We start from the raw sequence: 17190 nt of genomic DNA, 5'->3' as shown, positions 1-17190 counted from the left end.
GCAAGCACTTAATATTATATAATATCTTAATGACTTGTTAAGGGAGAATCACTATTTTAAGTTGCATTCACACTAATTTCCATATCGCTTGTGATTGCCGTTCCTTCCGGTATGCTTTGACTCGTAACCGAGCCGCTTCCATTAAATTGAATATTCATGTTGGTCAGGGAACAAAATGAAGACACATCTTTTCTTGACCAGCCACTCATATCCGGCATAGTAATGTTGGATCCGTCACTCAACAAGAATACTTTACTGTTAACCGCTATTTTTTGTCCGCCTTTTGGCAATTGATCAATGATGGTTTGACCGTCACCGATCACTTCTGCACTGGCTTTGTTGTATTCGACCATACTGCGGGCATAATCAACGCTTTGGTTGGTAAAGTTATTTAATGTAAATTCCAAGTTGCTTTGGCTAGTTGTACCGGTCTTTTTCTGATTCAGGCTTGACAGGGCACTGCGCACCATTGTTTTGACTAATTCCGGCTGAGCTACAAAACGCGCTTCGGTTACATCACGGCTACGCATTCCTGTAAACACAATAATCTCCGGATCGTCATAAGGAGCAAGCCCAGCTAATGAATATGTGTATTTTCCGCTGGCATAAGCCCCATTTTCGATTAATTCTCCGGTCCCTGTTTTTCCAAACAGATGAATATCATCCATTTTAAAAGCTGTTCCTGATCCTTTTTCGGGATTATTAATAACTTCTGACATCAACGATTTAACATGTTCAATCGCTTCACTTGAGAAGATTTTATCACTTTTCTTTGTTTCTGTTTTTAAGACGACAGACTTTGTCGCACTGTCTAATACATAATCCACGACATAAGGATCTACCGTACATCCGTCATTGGCAAATACCGAATATGCTTTCAACATTTCTAAAGCTGTCCAGCTTGAAGACTGTCCGAAACCGGCAGAAATAAAATCACGTAATGAACCATCCATATTATCTAATCCTGCTTGACTTTGCAGTCCTGATACAGTGGTATCTTGAAAGAACCCTAATTTATAGTATTTATCACGCAAAGTTTCTTTAGAAACATAGTTTGTTAAAATAGTTGCAATGGCTGTATTACTCGAACGGATCAGTCCGTCATTTAAGCTCATGGTTCCCCAACCACTTAAATTCCAATCAGAAATATACTGTCCGCCATCCCCGACATCAAAGCTTCCTGACATAAATGTCTGATTCAAATCCACCCCTTGATCATATGCCGTTAGATAAACAAACGGTTTCATTACTGATCCAACTTCGTGTGGTGTATTAATAAAAGGATCATTATACGTTTCAATATCTTTGACATTTGGATCGAATGATGGAGATGTCGCAATGGCTAAGATCTTTCCGGTCTTGGCCTCCATCACTGCCGCCCACACGGATTCAACCGTATCCACTTGGGCTAAGTTATTGACCTGCAGCTCCAGATCACGCTGAACATTGGTATCAATGGTTAAATAGACATCATTTCCATTCTTAGCGTCTATTTTATTGGTCATACCGTTTGGCAGATTATATCCTAAGGAATCGGTTAAATACTGGATCGTTCCATTCTTTCCTTTTAAATATTCTTCCATGACTGCTTCCAGCCCCATCTTTCCTTCAATAATTTCATGTTCTTCTTCATTATTAGAGGCAAAACCCAAAATATAAGAAGCAAAATCACCATAACGGTAATTACGTTTTGTTTGTGCTGTCAACTCTAATCCGGATAATCCCAAGGCTTCGATCTTACTTTTTGTTGCCGGAGTCAGATCATTTCCGTAGGTTCCAAATTCGACTAAGTATTGCCCTTCTGATTGAAGAATCTCCAACATATCTTCCTCAGGCATATTTAAAATAGGCGACAAAGCTTTCGCATAGGCAGCTGGATCGGTAACATAGGCAGGAACATCACCAATATCTTTTCTGGTTTCGCTTAAATAAGCGACCAATTTATAAGAAACGATATCCCCAGCCAATAATTCATTATCAGCAGAATAAATACTTCCGCGAGAGGCATAAAGGGTACGTGTCGTAATTCCGTTCCCAGTAGCAAAGTCACGAATATTTTTGCCGCTGATAAAATGAACCCCACTGATAGATAAATAAATGACATTTAAAGCTAACGCCAAAAAAACAGCGCCGAAGGCAAGCTGCAGCAGGCTAATATGACTGATCTTCTTCATATCAACTACTCACTTGTTACGTACGCTGTTACATCATTATGGCTGTATGAAAAACCCTGACCAGTGGCCACGTCATTTAAATGTGCAAAAGACGTCATATTTTGTCTTTCGATATCTAATCCATCAATATCACTTTTTAATGTTTGGATTTTTCCTTCAATAATTTGCTGTTCAACATTCATTGAAGATTCGATGGATTTGATAGCTAATCCACCAACGATATAAATACTAAATGCTGCGATCAAACAATATTTAGCTTTTGCTTCAAAGCTCTTCTTTTTATTTTTCTTCATCATTAGCCACCCTCTCTATAACACGCAGTTTCGCCGAATGTGCGCGATGATTCATCTCTAACTCATCTGCACTGGCAGTGTACGCTTTCCTATTTATTAGTTTAAACTTCGGTAAAAGATAATCCGGCAGCACTGGCAATCCGGGTACATTTTTTACTTCGGTCTTTTCTTTAAAAATTGTTTTGCAGATTCGATCTTCCAAGGAATGGAATGTAATAACCGATATTCTGCCCCCCACCTCTAACATGCTTAGCCCTTGATTCAAGGCTAATTCAAATACATTTAGCTCATCATTGACAGCGATTCGCAATGCCTGAAATGTTCTTTTTGCCGGATGTCCGCCTTTTCGTCTGGCTGGAGCCGGAATCGCTTCTTTCACGATTTCCACAAGTTCAAAAGTAGTCTCAATAGGTTTTTCTTTTCTTCTGCTTTCAATTTTTCTGGCAATCTGCTTTGCAAATTTTTCGTCACTATACATATATAATAGTTTTACTATTTTTTCATAAGGATACTCATTGACAATCTGATAGGCATCCAAGCTCTGACGCTGATCCATTCTCATATCTAAACGAGAATCATAGTTATAGCTGAATCCTCGTCCGCCTTCATCAAACTGCGGACTCGATACCCCTAAATCAAATAGAATGCCATCTACTTTTTCCACACCCAGTTCGTTCAGCTTTTCTTTTAAATTCACAAAATTGGAATGGATAATCGTAAAATGATCCGATATTTTTGATAATTTAGCCTGAGCAGCTTTTATTGCCGTTTCATCCTGATCAAACGCATAAAGATGTCCCGATGTCAGCTGTGACAAAATCTTTGAACTATGACCGCCACCGCCTAACGTACAGTCCACATAGATTCCATCTTCCTTAATATTTAATCCTGCTACTGCTTCATTAAGCATGACACTGATATGTTCAAACATATTGTTCTCTCCTAAAATTCAAAATCTTCTAAAGATTCAGATATATTTTCAAAATTGTCTTTTTCGTCATTGTAGTAATCATCCCAAGCCTCTGCATTCCATATTTCCACATGGTCTCCGACCCCGACAATGACACATTCTTTTTCCAAATGTCCTTCATCGACCAAAGGTTTAGGCAAATTAATTCGTCCCAGCTTATCAAATTCAATCTCTGATGCTTTGGCTGTAAATAAACGCACAAAAGTACGTGCCTCTTTTTTATTTGTCGGCATTCTTTGCAGTTTTTCAAATACTTTTTGCCACTGGTCTAACGAATACACATTTAAACACCCGTCAAATCCACGGGTCACAACGACAGAAGCATCAAAAGCGTCACGAAACTTAGAAGGCAATGTTAAACGGCCTTTTGTATCAATATTATGTCTGAATTCACCCATGAACACGCCTATATCACCCACTTTGTTCCACTTTTATACACTTCTTACCACTATTATAAGCAAATTACCTTGATTTGTACACTTATTTTAATAAAAAAAAGCAACTTCTCTGAAGTTGCTCACATTTCTTTTTAAAGTACTTCTTTAAAAACACGTAATACGTTCTTATAGAATACCTTTTCAATTTCTTCTTGACTAAATCCGGCTTCGATCATTGCTTTCTCTAATTCAGGCAGTTCTGAAGCATCTTTCATCTCTAAATTTTGCGGAATCCCATCAAAATCACTGCCTAACCCGATACAGTCAATCCCAGCTAAATTTTTAATATATTGAATATGCTTAACCATATTATCGATGGTAGACATAAAGTTAGTGTCATCAGTTGATGGCACTTCTAAGAAGCTGGCAGCATAGTTAATCCCCATCACTCCACCACGCTGTGCTAATTTTAAAATCATATCATCTGTCATATTACGAACATGGTTGCATTGTCCTCGCGCATTGGAATGGCTGGCAACAAATGGTTTTGTCGTATATTTTAGTACATCATAGAAGCCGGCATCAGATAAGTGGGAAACATCAATGATGATACCTAGTCTTTCCATTTCCTGAACTAAGGCAATCCCTTCTTTCGTTAATCCATCTTTTGTGTTTGGAATAGTAGAATCGGTTGTCCCATCTGCACTTTTCATTAAGTTAGGGAATCCAATTCCGTTTTCATAATTCCATGTCAAAGTAATCATACGTACCCCTAAACGGTAGAGATTTCTTAGGAAGTGAAGATTTCCTTTCGTTGTTCCCCCTTCTTCAATCGTTAATATTGCTGACATTTTTCCTTCTTTTTGATTTTCAATAATATCCTCATAATTTAAAGCAAGTGCCAACTTATCCGAATTTTTATCGAGTTCCTGATAAAATACATCGATCATTTCATTTACTGTTTCAAACGCATTTTCTACATTGCCAAGCGGAACAAACATTGCGAAACACTGTGCCAAATAATCCCCTTTTTCCATTTTTTCAACACTGATATTCAGGTCACTTTGACGCAGCTCGAGCTTTTCATTCTTCTTTTCTCCCTCATAGATTGCCATGATCGTATCACAATGCATATCGATTACTTTCATAATATCCCTCCTCAATTATTATATTGTCTATATCATAACATAGACTTTTATTTTTAAAAGCAAAAAAAGCAAGATCATTGAAATTAATCAATCATCTTGCCTCTAAGATCATAGTAAAGATATATCTAATCTATGATGAATCTTTTACAGAACTTTTTTACCGTTGTAATGACCACAATGTTTACATACTTTATGTGGTAATGTATATTCACCACAGTTAGGGCATGTCACTAATGTAGGTGCGGTTAATTTGTCATGAGTTCTTCTTTTTCTTTTTACAGTTTTTGAAGTTCTTCTAAATGGTACTGCCATGATCGTACACCCTCCTAATTCTTATCCTTAAAATAATTTTTTAATTTCGCTAATCTAGGATCTATGATCTCTTGATCAGTTACTTCTTCTTTGGTACTAATAATTCTCCAGCCCTCGCCTTCGGTCTTTACTTTCGCGCCCTCTTTGACAACACGTAAAGGAACCTCCGCCATAATGTTTTGGAAAATAATAGGTGTTATATCTACGATATTCTTCTTCACCTCATGAACATCTTCATCAGGAGAAGGTTTATCGAAAGAAAACACTTCAGTGGATTCGATCTCAAATGGATAATCGACTTCTTCTAAAGTCAGCGCACAAGGTAACACCATCGTCCCGGTAATTTTCATATCGATATATAAACGCTGATCCTTGATTACCAAACGGCCATTTCCTTGCACGTAAACATTTTTTAAATCCAACAAATTATTGAATTTAAGAAATGCTTCTTTAGGAAAAACAAGTTCATCAGAAAACGAGAATTCTCCATTATTTTGTTTTAAAAGCCATTGTAAGTTCCACTTCAAAAGAATCACCTCAACTAGCGCAAAATCAATTATATAAAAGATAGTGCGTAATGTCAAATTATTATGAGAAAAACATAATATTTTTCTATCTTCCATATATTGAATGCATCACGATTGCACTGGTTTATTATACCACAATAAGTGAACTTTTCAATCTAAATATTACTTTTTTTAACTTTTTTCTATAGTTTTATACCGAATTATGGTATAATGCATATTATTCAGGAGGTACTTTATGAAATCGTTGATTCTACAGAAATGTATCATTAAAATAGTGATTGGATTAATCCTTTCCTTTTTATGGGCTCAATATCTTCGTGTATCCACAGCGATGACGATGGCAGAGTTCCCAATGATCTTCTTAGGCGCTTTCTATTTGATGCTGGCGTGGTTTAATTACCTAAAACTAGATGGAGTGAGTATCATTCCCGGTCATACGAAACAAAAGCCTTTACCTAAGACAAAAGCCAAAAGCAGACAGATGCTGGACTATGTCGACACAGAAATTCAGGAAGATCCGGAAATAAAACCGATTCAAATGCAAAAGGCAAAACTAATCTCTAACATCATTTGCGGTGTTGGCTTCGTTATTCCTTCAGCCATCATGGCGCTTCTATAATTATAAATAAAAAGGAACTCCCGTCGGAGTTCCTTTTTTTGTGCTGTGTTCAAGTTTAATTTTATTTATAAGACTGCAAGAAATTGCCTATTATTTCTTAGCCGCTTCTTCGTATTCTGCTTTTGTATATGGTTCGTTCTTAGTTTCCCAATACTTGATCTTCTTAGCTGCCATACCATATTTAGCGTTAGGTTTAGAGTAATCATTAACTTTAGTTAATTCAACTTGATGACCATCTACCATCATTGGTACAACATACGCATTTTCTAATACATAAGCTTCAATCTTAGCGAATTCATGGTAACGAGTGTCTAAGTCTAAGATCTTATCAGCTTCTGCTACCATTTTATCTAATTCGTTATCTGTGAAGTGAATATAGTTTTGATTCATTGTTCCTTCTTGTGTTAACTGAACTAAATAGTTCTGAGGATCACCGTAGTCAGCTCCCCAACCACTGATTTGGATAGACTGTAAGTTTTTAGAATATAATTCAGAAGTAGCTGATTTAATATAAGGTAATCCTTCTATAACGATAAAGTCACTACCTAAGCTTTCTTCAAAGCTTCCTTTAACTACTTGGAATGTTTCTTCAGAAGTTTGGTTACCGTTTTGATATGGATAACTTACTTTGATTGGGAAAGTAACTCCCTGAGCTGCTAACTCTTCCATTGCTTTTGCTTTATATTCTGCTGCTTTTTCTGGTTGATATTGAGTAATACCATCTCCGTTGAAAGCTTTTAATTCATCTAATTTTGTGTAATCTGTTCCATCACTTGTACTTACTAATCCACTGGCAGTATAAGTATTGTTGTTTAATGCAGATGGATTAATTGGGTTAGTACGTTTTTGGAATTTAGTAGGGTTGATACCATAGTACCAAGCTTTTCTGAAGTTAATGTTGTTAGTTGCTGCATTCCAATCTGGATTTCCAGCTTGGTCATGGTTAAACCAAATAACATATGAATAAGGTCCGGCAGGAGTTTCTACTAAATTATCATAGTATTCGCTTCCTTCTTTATTTAACACCATGATGTTTTCAGGTGTTAAGACTGCACGATCTAATTCACCAGTTGCAAACATATCGTAAGCTCTTGATAAAGATTCAATGATTGTTACTTGCACTGTTTCAAATGGAACGTTTTTAACATCCCAGTATTTTTCATTTCTTACATATTCTTTATATGAATCTTTAGTGAATTCCTTCATTAAATAACATCCGTTATAAAGAATTTTATCTGGATCTGACCCAAAAGCAGTTTCCCCAACTTCTTTTAAGAAATCAGCATTTACAGGATAGAAACATCCATAAGTTAAAGCAGTATCGAAATAAGGTTTAGATGCTACCATTGTAAATTCAATTGTTTTGTCATCTAAAGCTTTAACCCCAACATTTTCAAATAATTCATCAGTTGCTGTCCCTTCATCAGATGCTTTGTAATATTCTTCTGCACCTTTAATAAATGAAGTTACCATTGGTATATTTGAAGATTTGTTTGCTGCTGTTAAAGTATATTTTACTGCAGTTACAAAGTCCTCTGCTTTTACGTCAGCATATTCGCTTCCGTCACGTTTCAGCCATTTAATCCCATCTTTAAGTTTAAATGTCCAAACAGTTGCATCATCGTTCTTTTCATAAGATTCCGCTAATGCGTTGATCAATTTCCCCTTTTCATCATGTTCTACTAAACCATCTACAAAGTTTGTTACTACTTGCAGGTTGATCGCCTGATAGTCACCCAAATAGTTGAATGATGTAACTTCTCTGTTAGCCGTTTCGTAATCATGATAAACTGATAGCTGATCTCCTCCACCAGATTGTGATCCACATCCGGTTAAAACCATAGCGCAAACAAGCAATGCGCCTAAAAGTTTTTTCATAATTTTCCTCCTTATCCTAAGGCTAGTTTTTGCCCAATTATTACTTTATCATTTTCTATCGATTTGTCAATAACTGTTTAGATTTTCGCACACAAAAACATCTATACATGTATAATTTTTTCGACAGAATAAAAACGTATTCGCTTTCCTTTCTGCCATTTCGATATTTTCCGCATAAAAAAAGACTAAGGCGATCTTAGTCTTTGATTTGTTCTTTGTATTCTGCAATTTCTTTATCATTTGCATAAATGAAATGTCCTGGCAGAATTTCAACCCATTTTGGTTTATCCACTGAATAATCATGGATAGATGGATCATATACAATTAATTTCTTTTGTTTTTCAATTTCCGGATCCGGTGTCGGTACCGCAGAAAGCAACGCTTTTGTATATGGATGCAATGGGTGATGGAATAATTCTTCCGTTTCCGCCAATTCCACAATACGTCCTTTATGGATAACCGCAATACGGTCTGAAATGAAACGTACTACAGATAAGTCATGGGCAATGAACAGATAAGTCAACCCACGTTTTTGTTTTAAGTTATTTAATAAGTTTAAGACCTGAGCACGGATAGATACATCCAATGCTGAAATCGGTTCATCGGCTACGACAAATTCCGGTTCCATGATCAATGCTCTGGCAATTCCGATACGCTGTCTCTGTCCACCAGAGAATTCGTGAGGGAAACGAGAAGCAAACTCCGGTAAAAGTCCAACTTCTTTTAAAGCATTCTGCACTTTTGCAGCACGATCTTTTTCATCTTTATATAAGTGGAAGTTAATTAATCCTTCAGAAATGATATAATCAACTTTCGCTCTTTCGTTTAATGATGCCATTGGATCTTGGAAGATCATCTGACATTTTTGAATAACCTCACGGTCTAATTCTTTAGAAATTTTTCCGTTAATCTGTTTACCGTTAAATAAGATTTCTCCTTTGCTGGTTGGATTAATACGGACAATGGCACGACCGATTGTCGTTTTCCCTGATCCTGATTCTCCAACCAATGAGAACGTTTCTCCACGGTAAATATCAAAATTTACATCATCAACAGCAACGAAGTCTTTTTTACCGACTCTGAAAGTAATCTGTAAGTCTTTGACTTCAATTAATTTTTCTTTTTCTGCCATTACTGATTACCCTCCCTTTTAAGTCTAGCTCTTAACTTCTGAATTGCATGTGGATGTTCCACTTTCGGCGCTCTTGGATCCAATAACCAAGTTTTTGCTTTATGTGTCTCTGTGACATTAAAATAAGGTGGATTTTCAATAAAGTCAATTTTTAAAGCATGGCGGTTACGTGGTGCAAAAGCATCTCCTTTAATTTCATTGTAAAGGTTTGGCGGTGTCCCATCGATGGTTGCTAAAGGCTCACCTTTTACCCCTAATTGTGGTAATGATGATAATAACGCCCAAGTATATGGATGTTGTGCATCATAGAAAATTTCTTCTACTTTTCCAACTTCAACGATTTCTCCGGCATACATAACAGCTACACGGTCAGCAACGTTTGCTACTACCCCTAAGTCATGGGTGATATAAATAACAGTCATTCCCATTTCTTTTTGTAAGTTTCTGATCAAGTCCAAAATTTGTGCTTGGATCGTTACGTCTAAAGCCGTTGTCGGTTCGTCACAAATCAGAATTTGTGGATAACATGCTGCCGCAATTGCAATAACAACACGCTGTCTCATCCCACCTGAAAATTGATGTGGGTATTGGTTATAACGATTTCTAGGATCGGTAATCCCTACTTTTTCAAGCATTTGAATCGCTAATTCTTTTGATTCTTCGCCTTTGATTCCTTGGTGCAGTTCAATAACCTCACGAATCTGTTCCCCAATTACTTTAAGCGGGTTTAATGATGTCATTGGATCCTGGAAAACCATTGCGATTTTCTTACCACGAATCTTCAGCCAATCTGTTTCTTTTGTATATTTAGCGATGTCAACCCCTTCAAACATGATTGAACCGCTTTTAATTCCCCCGTTGTTATCTAACATTCCGATGAATGATTTTGTGAATACAGATTTACCTGAACCTGATTCACCAACGATTGCTAGGGTTTCCCCTTCATAAAGATCCAATGAACATTTACGAATAGGTTTTAGTTTTCTGCCACGTAATGTGAACTCGATCTCAATATCTTGGGCAGATAAGATTGGTTTTCTTTCTTCCATGATTTTACCTCCTATACGTGATTTCTTGGATCTGATGCATCTGAGAACGCATTACCGATCAAATAGAAAGTAATGGTAATCAGCGATACGATCAATGCCGGAAAGATTAATAAGTGAGGGAAATTCAAGAATACCGTACGTGCATCACGCAGTAAAATACCTAGTGATGGTATGTCAAGCGGTAATCCTAACCCCAAGTAAGATAAGGTTGATTCAAGTGAGATTGTATTTGGAATAGACAATGCTAATCTCAAAATAACCACACTTACTAAATAAGGAACTAAGTTCTTCGTTAAAATACGTCTTAAAGGTGTTCCTAAACATCTTGATGCTAAGTTATACTCACGGTCACGATACATTAAAACTAAGTTTCTGACATTACGTGCCATGGCCAGCCAACCTGTAAAGATCAATGCCATAGCCAGTGACCAGAACCCCTGACCAACGATAAAAGCAATCAGTGTTAAATAAATGATCTGAGGAACGTTTGCGATGATGTTGTAAAGTTCTGTAAAGAAACGGTCTAATTTTCTAATATATCCCCATAAACATCCGATAATAACCCCGATCAAACATTCACCTAAAGCAACGATACCGGCCAGTTTCAATGATACCTGTGAAGAATACCATACACGTGACCACATATCACGCCCGATAGAATCAGTCCCAAACCAATATGTAGAGTTTGGTGTTAATAACATATCCGGTGTATTTGGTGCCATATTGTAGCTGAATTTGGCAATACTTAAAGCGACGAAAGAAAAAATTACGACAGCAACAAATAAAACCAATAAAGTAACAGCTACTTTATTTTTTAAGAATGTTGAAAATACTGATTTCCAATAAGAATAATCAGAATATCCAGTTTTTTCTGCGTCTTCAGGAGAATACTCTACTAATGTAAATAACTCTTTTTCAGTTAAATTCGTTTCTTCCATTAACGTGTACCTCCTTTTGAATCTAATGAAATTCTCGGGTCAATAATCATCATTAAGATATCCCCTAAGAATACCCCTACGATCCCTAAGATAGAATATAGAAGCACACATGTCTGTACAACTGTATTATCTTGCTTTTGAATCGCATCTACTAATAATGATCCCATCCCTGGAATTGAATAGTATCTTTCAACTAATAGTGATCCACCGATCGTCAATAAGAATGAAGCCGGTAAATACTGTGCTAAAGGTACAAACGCATTTCTCAATACATGTTTTGTCATGATGGTTGAATATGGAAGTCCCTTCGCTCTTGCTAATTTAATATAATCTTTGTTTAATTCATCTACCATGTAACGTCTTGTCCATAGCGCATATCCTGCGATTGAACCTAAAGACATTGAGATAACCGGTAAGATGGCAGAAATTAAATTTCCTTTTTTATAAAGTGACGGAAGTCCCAATACACGTGTCCCGAATGCCAAAATCAAAGCATAAGTTACTAACGGTGGTACAGAGTTTACGAAGATCGTATACACTGTTCCAGCCGCATCAGAGAATTTCCCTTTTTTACGTGCCTGCTGAACCCCTAATAATACTCCTAAAATAATACTAATAATCAGTGAAACAACGCCGAATGCTAAAGATACTGGAAATTTTGATCCAATAATTGACGTCACTGGTTTATTTTTCGCAAGCTTCATCGAAAGCCCGAAGTTAAATGTAAAAATTTGCCCATAAAATCTGAATAATTGAACGAATGGATTATCTAATAATCCCATCATTTTTAGCTGAGTGTTAATTTGCTCTGGTGTCATCTTTAATAATTCGTCATCTGCGAAGTACCCTGTAGCTGGCATCAAACGTAACAACAAGAAGACAACAGTAATAATGATAAAGACTGTTACAAGTGATTGTAACAATCTTTTAATCGAATATTTAACCATTGATAAACGTCTTTATCCTTAGTTAGCTTTAGCGGCTTTCTCAGCTAATGTTTTATATTCATCTGCAGTATAGGCTTCTGCTTTTGTTTCCCAATATTTCATTTTTCTATTGGCAATACCATATTTAGCGTATGGTTTTGAGTAATCATTGACTTTAGTTACTTGCCATTCAACACCGTTTACAAATCCTGGAACGATTAAGGCATGTTCTAAAGCGTAAGCTTCACATTTAGCGAATGCTTCATAACGAGCATCTAATTCTGTAATCTGGTTTGCTTCATCTACCATTTTGTTGTAAGTTTCATCTGTGAAATGAGAATATTTAACATTCATGTAGTTTCCTGGTTCAGATGATAACTGGAACACGAAGTTGTATGGATCACCGTAGTCAGCTCCCCATCCACCTACCATGATAGACTGTAAGTTTTTGCTGTAAACTTCACTTACTGAAGATTTGATATAAGGCTGACCGATTACTTGTATGAAATCAGTTCCTAAACTATCTTCATAAGCTTTTTTAGAGATTTGGAATTTATCTTCTTCTGTTTTACTTCCTGATTGGTAAGCTAAGTATACTTTAACCGGGAAAGTAACTCCTTGTGAAGATAATTCAGTCATTGCAGTTTCTTTTGCTTCTTTAAATTTAGCATCGTCTAAACGAGCCTGTGATTTATCTGGATTATATGCAGCTAAATCACCTAAATCTGTATAGTCAACCCCTTTAGAATTTTTAGATAAAGTTTCAGGTGAGTATACATTTGACATCATTGATTCATAACTATATGGATTTGTGAACTTAACGATTTCAGTAAAGTCCATACCATAGTACCAAGCTTTTCTGAAATTTTCGTTAGTTACAGCTTTATTCCAATCTGCTGAACCATCTTGTGAAGCATCTAATGTATAGTTGAAATACAATGAGTAAACGTGCTGTCCTACTCTTGTTTCTACTAAACGTTCATCATTTGCTTTGTTTTGAGTAACGATTTGTTCCTGTGTTAATAATGCACGATCCAATTCTCCGGCTTCGAACATATCTAATGCTCTGTCCTGAGATTCTAACATTACTACTGATACTTCATCAAACGGAATATTTTTTGTATCCCAGTATGTTGGGTTCTTTTTGTAAGTTTTATTTGCTCCGCTTTCAAAGCTAGTTAAATAATAACCACCACAGTAAAGAATTGTATCAATTCCAGTACCGTAAGAAGACCCTTTTTCTTTTAAGAATTCAGTTGGTGCAGGATAGAATGCAGCATAAGTTGTTGCTGTATCAAAGTAAGGTTTTGGAGCTACCATTGTATATTCAACAGTTTTGTCATCCAAAGCTTTAATTCCTACTTGTTCCCATAATTCATCAGTTGCTGTACCAGCTAAAGTAGCTTCATAGTATTCAGCCGCTCCTTTTACCATTTCCATTGGCATTGAAGTGTTGTTAGATTGGTTATCTGCTGTTAAAATGTATTTTAATGCAGTAACGAAATCTTCTGCTGTTAAATCAGCTACTTTTTCACCACTGTTGTTAATCCATTGAAGACCATCTCTTAAATGGAATGTCCAAACAGTTTTGTCATCATTTGGTTCCCATTTTTCCGCTAATGACGGAATAATGTTACCATCTTTGTCATGTTCAACTAACCCATCGACACAGTTTGTCAAGACATTTAAATCTTTTGATTGAGCTGATGTCAACAAATTGAAGTTTTCGATTTCTTGTCTTGTCAACTCATAATCATGATAAGTCGTTAAACCTGAAGAATCGCCTTTACCGCCACAGCCAGCTAAAGTAAGCGCCATTGCTGCGACTAATAATGATGAGAGTAATTTCTTCATTATAAATCCCCCTTATAAATTTTTTAAACTTGAACCGGCAGCACCTGGTTCATGCTTCTAGTTTAATCGGAATGTATACAATTGTCAACAACTTTTTTATGACACTTTTCTTTTTTAATGGTCTAAATTTAGATTTTTTATATAAAGCAATGATATTTTTTGTTAAAATTAGTATATATCGAAACAATTATTTTTATTGGGAAGAATAAAATTTATGATTTTCACATTCAATTATGGGATTTCAAGCTTTTTTTGTGTTATTTTTCTTAATTCACTCTCAAATGTATTACTCGATTTTTTAATTTTGCCTAAACACTCTATTTTTCTTGAATTTCTTCAAAAATGTTTAATTGTTTATAAATTCCATACATTTTTTATGGTGATTTTAGATAAATTGTATGATAAAGTAAACATATATCTATTTCCAAGGAGGTTTTCTATGCCAGTTACCGGAGTTATTGTCGAATATAATCCATTCCATAACGGTCATATTCATCATTTAAAACAAGCCCGCTTAAAAACAAACTGCGATGTTTTGATCGCTGTCATGTCCGGACATTTCACCCAAAGAGGGGAACCCAGCGTGATTGACAAATGGACTCGAACTCGCTTTGCTTTAGAATATGGCGTGGATCTTGTGATCGAACTGCCTTTTAATTATGCCACTCAAAGTGCGGACTACTTTGCCGGCGGTGCTTTGACACTGTTAAATGCTTTAGGCATTGATATGTTAGTTTACGGGAGTGAATCGAATAATACTGACGAACTTTGTCAGATCGCACAAGCCATCAATTCACAGCAGGATCATTATGATCAACTGGTCAAAGAAGCGATGAAGCAAGGCGCTCGCTATCCCACTGCCTGCAATCAGGCCCTTTCTGTCTTATTAAATAAGGAAATCCGAATGCCTAACGATTTACTGGCTTTTAGCTATATTAAAGAAATTATGAAACAGCATTACCCGATTCAGCCAATCTCTATTGCGCGTACCAATGATTTTCATGATAGTTCTCTTCATGGAAAAATCAGTTCTGCAACCAGTATTCGTCAAGCCTTGAAAGACCATACTGATATTAGCGAGACAACACCGATGGCAAAAGAATTAGTAAAAAATCCAATCCTGTTGGAAGATTTTTATGATCTTCTTTATTATGAGCTGATTTCTAATCCTCATTTAGACCAATATCATTTAGTAGATGAGGGAATCGATAAACTGATGGTTAAAAAGATTGTGACAGCTGCTTCCATGGAAGACTTCATTCTTTCTCTTACTTCCAAGCGTTATACTCAAGCCCGTATTCAAAGAACGATTCTTTCTATATTAATGAATCAGCCTCGCGGTCTTTATCCGATCGATTATGTACGCGTTTTGGGAATGAATGCTGTCGGTCAACGCTATTTAAATCAAATCAAAAAGAAATCACCGATTCCAATCATCAGTAATTTTTCTTCCTCTCAAAGCCCTTTACTTGATTTAGAGTTAAAAGCAACAAAGCTGTATGCCTGTGCTTTGCCATTAAAAAAACGCTTAACGTTAATTGAAAAGGAATACAAAGGAAAGCCAATTCGGATTTAATATGACATTTATCTTTTCAAATCCGTTTCAAAATACTATAATGGAACCATTAAAAGGAGTGAGCAATATATGATTCAATCGACCCTAGCCATCCTCGCCAGTAAAAGTGCTTCGTTCATTTTGAAAAAGGGATTTAAAAAGGGAACTAGTTTACCGGGAAAGATTGCCAGTAAAATCTGCCCGGATATCATGCGTCATGTCTCAAAACATGTCAAGATCGTGTTAATTACTGGAACTAACGGAAAAACGACTACGACCAGCATGGTCTATCATATGGCAGATAAGACTGATATTCCTGCTTTCAGCAATGTCAGCGGTGCTAATATGGAGTGGGGAATCATTACTTCATTCATTGATCACTACCGTTTCTTTAAAAAAGAAGAAAAAACCGCGGTCATCGAAATTGATGAAGCCAATGTGCCTTTGATCTGCCGTCATGTTAAACCGGATATTATTTGTATTACTAACCTTTTCCGAGATCAGCTCGATCGCTATGGAGAAGTCTATACTACTTTAGAAAAAATCATGAAAGGTGTTGCCTATCATCCGGATACCCTTTTAATTCTAAATGGTGATGAGCCGTTATTAGGGCATTTAGACTGTCCAAACCCTAAACGCTACTACGGATTTAATATATCCCATGATCAAGACCAGCAGATCGAAATGAATACCGATGCAAAGCACTGTATTGTGTGCAAGCATCCTTATGATTATGACTTTGTCACTTACAACCATTTAGGAAAATATCATTGCCCAAACTGTGGCTATGAGCGTCCAGAATTAGATGATGGAGTTGACGCTATTTTAGAGATGAAGCCCTATGGTTCAAAAGTTATCATTAACAATGAAGAATATACAATTTCCCAAGCCGGACTGTATAATATCTATAATGCCTTATGTGCCTACAGCATTGCATCGGCTTTATCTATCAACCCCAGCATTATTAAAGATGTCTTGGAAAATCAGGAATCTCGTTTTGGACGTCAGGAAGTCATTTCGTTGGAAGATAAAAAATTGACGATCTTCCTTGTGAAAAACCCAGCCGGTTTCAATCAAACGATTGATACAATCGCTTTAGATCAAGAACCTTTTACTTGCTTATTTATGCTTAATGATCGTTATGCCGATGGAACCGACGTTTCATGGATTTACGATGTCCATTTAGAAAACCTGATAAAAATGCCGATCAAAGAATATATTATCGGGGGGATTCGTGCCTACGATATGGCGGTGCGCTTAAAAATTGCAACCGGTCAAAGTGATCATCTTGCTGTTTATGAGGATTATGAGGCTATCACTAAAGCCATACTGGCTGCCCCTACAACGCATATTTATGCCACCCTTACCTATACAGCTATGCTGGAATATCGTAAATATTTGGAAAATGCCGGTTATATCAAGGATTACTGGAGGTAAT

The 17190-nt window shown here is 36.4% G+C and carries 16 protein-coding genes; 3 read left to right on the top strand and 13 right to left on the bottom strand.

What is annotated here, in order from left to right:
* Positions 1-56: 56 nt before the first annotated feature.
* The 7 genes from ACLRVU_RS07500 to ACLRVU_RS07470 form a co-directional block, all read right to left on the bottom strand.
* Positions 57-2174, bottom strand: a complete 2118-nt coding sequence (locus tag ACLRVU_RS07500) for a penicillin-binding protein (RefSeq protein WP_412891399.1) — start codon at positions 2172-2174, stop codon at positions 57-59.
* A 5-nt stretch (positions 2175-2179) separates the two neighbouring features.
* The gene (locus tag ACLRVU_RS07495) at positions 2180-2467 is read right to left on the bottom strand and encodes a hypothetical protein (RefSeq protein ID WP_412891398.1); all 288 of its coding nucleotides are present in this window, start codon (positions 2465-2467) and stop codon (positions 2180-2182) included.
* Positions 2454-3398 carry a 16S rRNA (cytosine(1402)-N(4))-methyltransferase RsmH gene (gene rsmH, locus ACLRVU_RS07490; protein WP_147550258.1) on the bottom strand — a complete coding sequence of 315 codons (945 nt, stop codon included), beginning with the start codon at positions 3396-3398 and terminating at the stop codon, positions 2454-2456. The genes ACLRVU_RS07495 and rsmH overlap by 14 nt, the downstream gene beginning before the upstream one ends.
* A gap of 11 nt (positions 3399-3409) precedes the next feature.
* A complete protein-coding gene (gene mraZ / locus ACLRVU_RS07485) occupies positions 3410-3835 on the bottom strand; it encodes a division/cell wall cluster transcriptional repressor MraZ (protein WP_412097045.1) in 426 nt (141 codons plus the stop codon).
* A 131-nt stretch (positions 3836-3966) separates the two neighbouring features.
* Entirely contained in the window at positions 3967-4962 is a 996-nt protein-coding gene (locus ACLRVU_RS07480; RefSeq protein WP_412891397.1) for a dipeptidase, read from the bottom strand.
* A 144-nt stretch (positions 4963-5106) separates the two neighbouring features.
* Positions 5107-5274, bottom strand: coding sequence for a 50S ribosomal protein L32 (gene rpmF, locus ACLRVU_RS07475; protein WP_041138724.1), 168 nt, complete (start codon positions 5272-5274; stop codon positions 5107-5109).
* A gap of 14 nt (positions 5275-5288) precedes the next feature.
* Positions 5289-5810, bottom strand: coding sequence for a YceD family protein (locus tag ACLRVU_RS07470; RefSeq protein ID WP_082029302.1), 522 nt, complete (start codon positions 5808-5810; stop codon positions 5289-5291).
* Between the two features lie 226 nt (positions 5811-6036).
* Between ACLRVU_RS07470 and ACLRVU_RS07465 the strand changes: the two genes are divergently transcribed.
* The gene (locus tag ACLRVU_RS07465; RefSeq protein WP_041138726.1) at positions 6037-6420 is read left to right on the top strand and encodes a hypothetical protein; all 384 of its coding nucleotides are present in this window, start codon (positions 6037-6039) and stop codon (positions 6418-6420) included.
* A gap of 90 nt (positions 6421-6510) precedes the next feature.
* Here ACLRVU_RS07465 and ACLRVU_RS07460 read toward each other — a convergent pair whose 3' ends face one another.
* The 6 genes from ACLRVU_RS07460 to ACLRVU_RS07435 all read right to left on the bottom strand — a co-directional run bounded on the left by ACLRVU_RS07460 (position 6511) and on the right by ACLRVU_RS07435 (position 14197).
* On the bottom strand, positions 6511-8298 hold the full coding sequence (locus ACLRVU_RS07460) for a peptide ABC transporter substrate-binding protein (protein ID WP_412891396.1): 1788 nt from the start codon (positions 8296-8298) through the stop codon (positions 6511-6513).
* A 196-nt stretch (positions 8299-8494) separates the two neighbouring features.
* Positions 8495-9430 carry an ATP-binding cassette domain-containing protein gene (locus tag ACLRVU_RS07455; protein WP_147550271.1) on the bottom strand — a complete coding sequence of 312 codons (936 nt, stop codon included), beginning with the start codon at positions 9428-9430 and terminating at the stop codon, positions 8495-8497.
* Positions 9430-10479: an ABC transporter ATP-binding protein gene (locus tag ACLRVU_RS07450; protein ID WP_412891395.1), complete on the bottom strand. Its 1050-nt coding sequence runs from the start codon at positions 10477-10479 to the stop codon at positions 9430-9432. The genes ACLRVU_RS07455 and ACLRVU_RS07450 overlap by 1 nt, the downstream gene beginning before the upstream one ends.
* An 11-nt stretch (positions 10480-10490) precedes the next feature.
* The gene (locus tag ACLRVU_RS07445; protein ID WP_147550277.1) at positions 10491-11417 is read right to left on the bottom strand and encodes an ABC transporter permease; all 927 of its coding nucleotides are present in this window, start codon (positions 11415-11417) and stop codon (positions 10491-10493) included.
* Positions 11417-12364, bottom strand: coding sequence for an ABC transporter permease (locus ACLRVU_RS07440; protein ID WP_412891394.1), 948 nt, complete (start codon positions 12362-12364; stop codon positions 11417-11419). Before ACLRVU_RS07440 ends, ACLRVU_RS07445 begins: the two co-directional genes overlap by 1 nt.
* Before the next feature lie 18 nt (positions 12365-12382).
* Positions 12383-14197, bottom strand: a complete 1815-nt coding sequence (locus tag ACLRVU_RS07435) for a peptide ABC transporter substrate-binding protein (RefSeq protein WP_412891393.1) — start codon at positions 14195-14197, stop codon at positions 12383-12385.
* A 439-nt stretch (positions 14198-14636) separates the two neighbouring features.
* Between ACLRVU_RS07435 and ACLRVU_RS07430 the strand changes: the two genes are divergently transcribed.
* Positions 14637-15773, top strand: a complete 1137-nt coding sequence (locus tag ACLRVU_RS07430; protein ID WP_412891392.1) for a nucleotidyltransferase — start codon at positions 14637-14639, stop codon at positions 15771-15773.
* 69 nt (positions 15774-15842) lie between these two features.
* On the top strand, positions 15843-17189 hold the full coding sequence (locus tag ACLRVU_RS07425) for a MurT ligase domain-containing protein (RefSeq protein WP_412891391.1): 1347 nt from the start codon (positions 15843-15845) through the stop codon (positions 17187-17189).
* Position 17190: the final 1 nt, after the last annotated feature.

It is taken from the genome of Beduini sp. (genome assembly GCF_047239305.1).
Taxonomy (GTDB): Bacteria; Bacillota_I; Bacilli_A; order Erysipelotrichales; family Coprobacillaceae; genus Beduini.
Note: the sequence above shows the minus strand (reverse complement) of the source record. Positions and strands in the feature narration are given on the sequence as shown.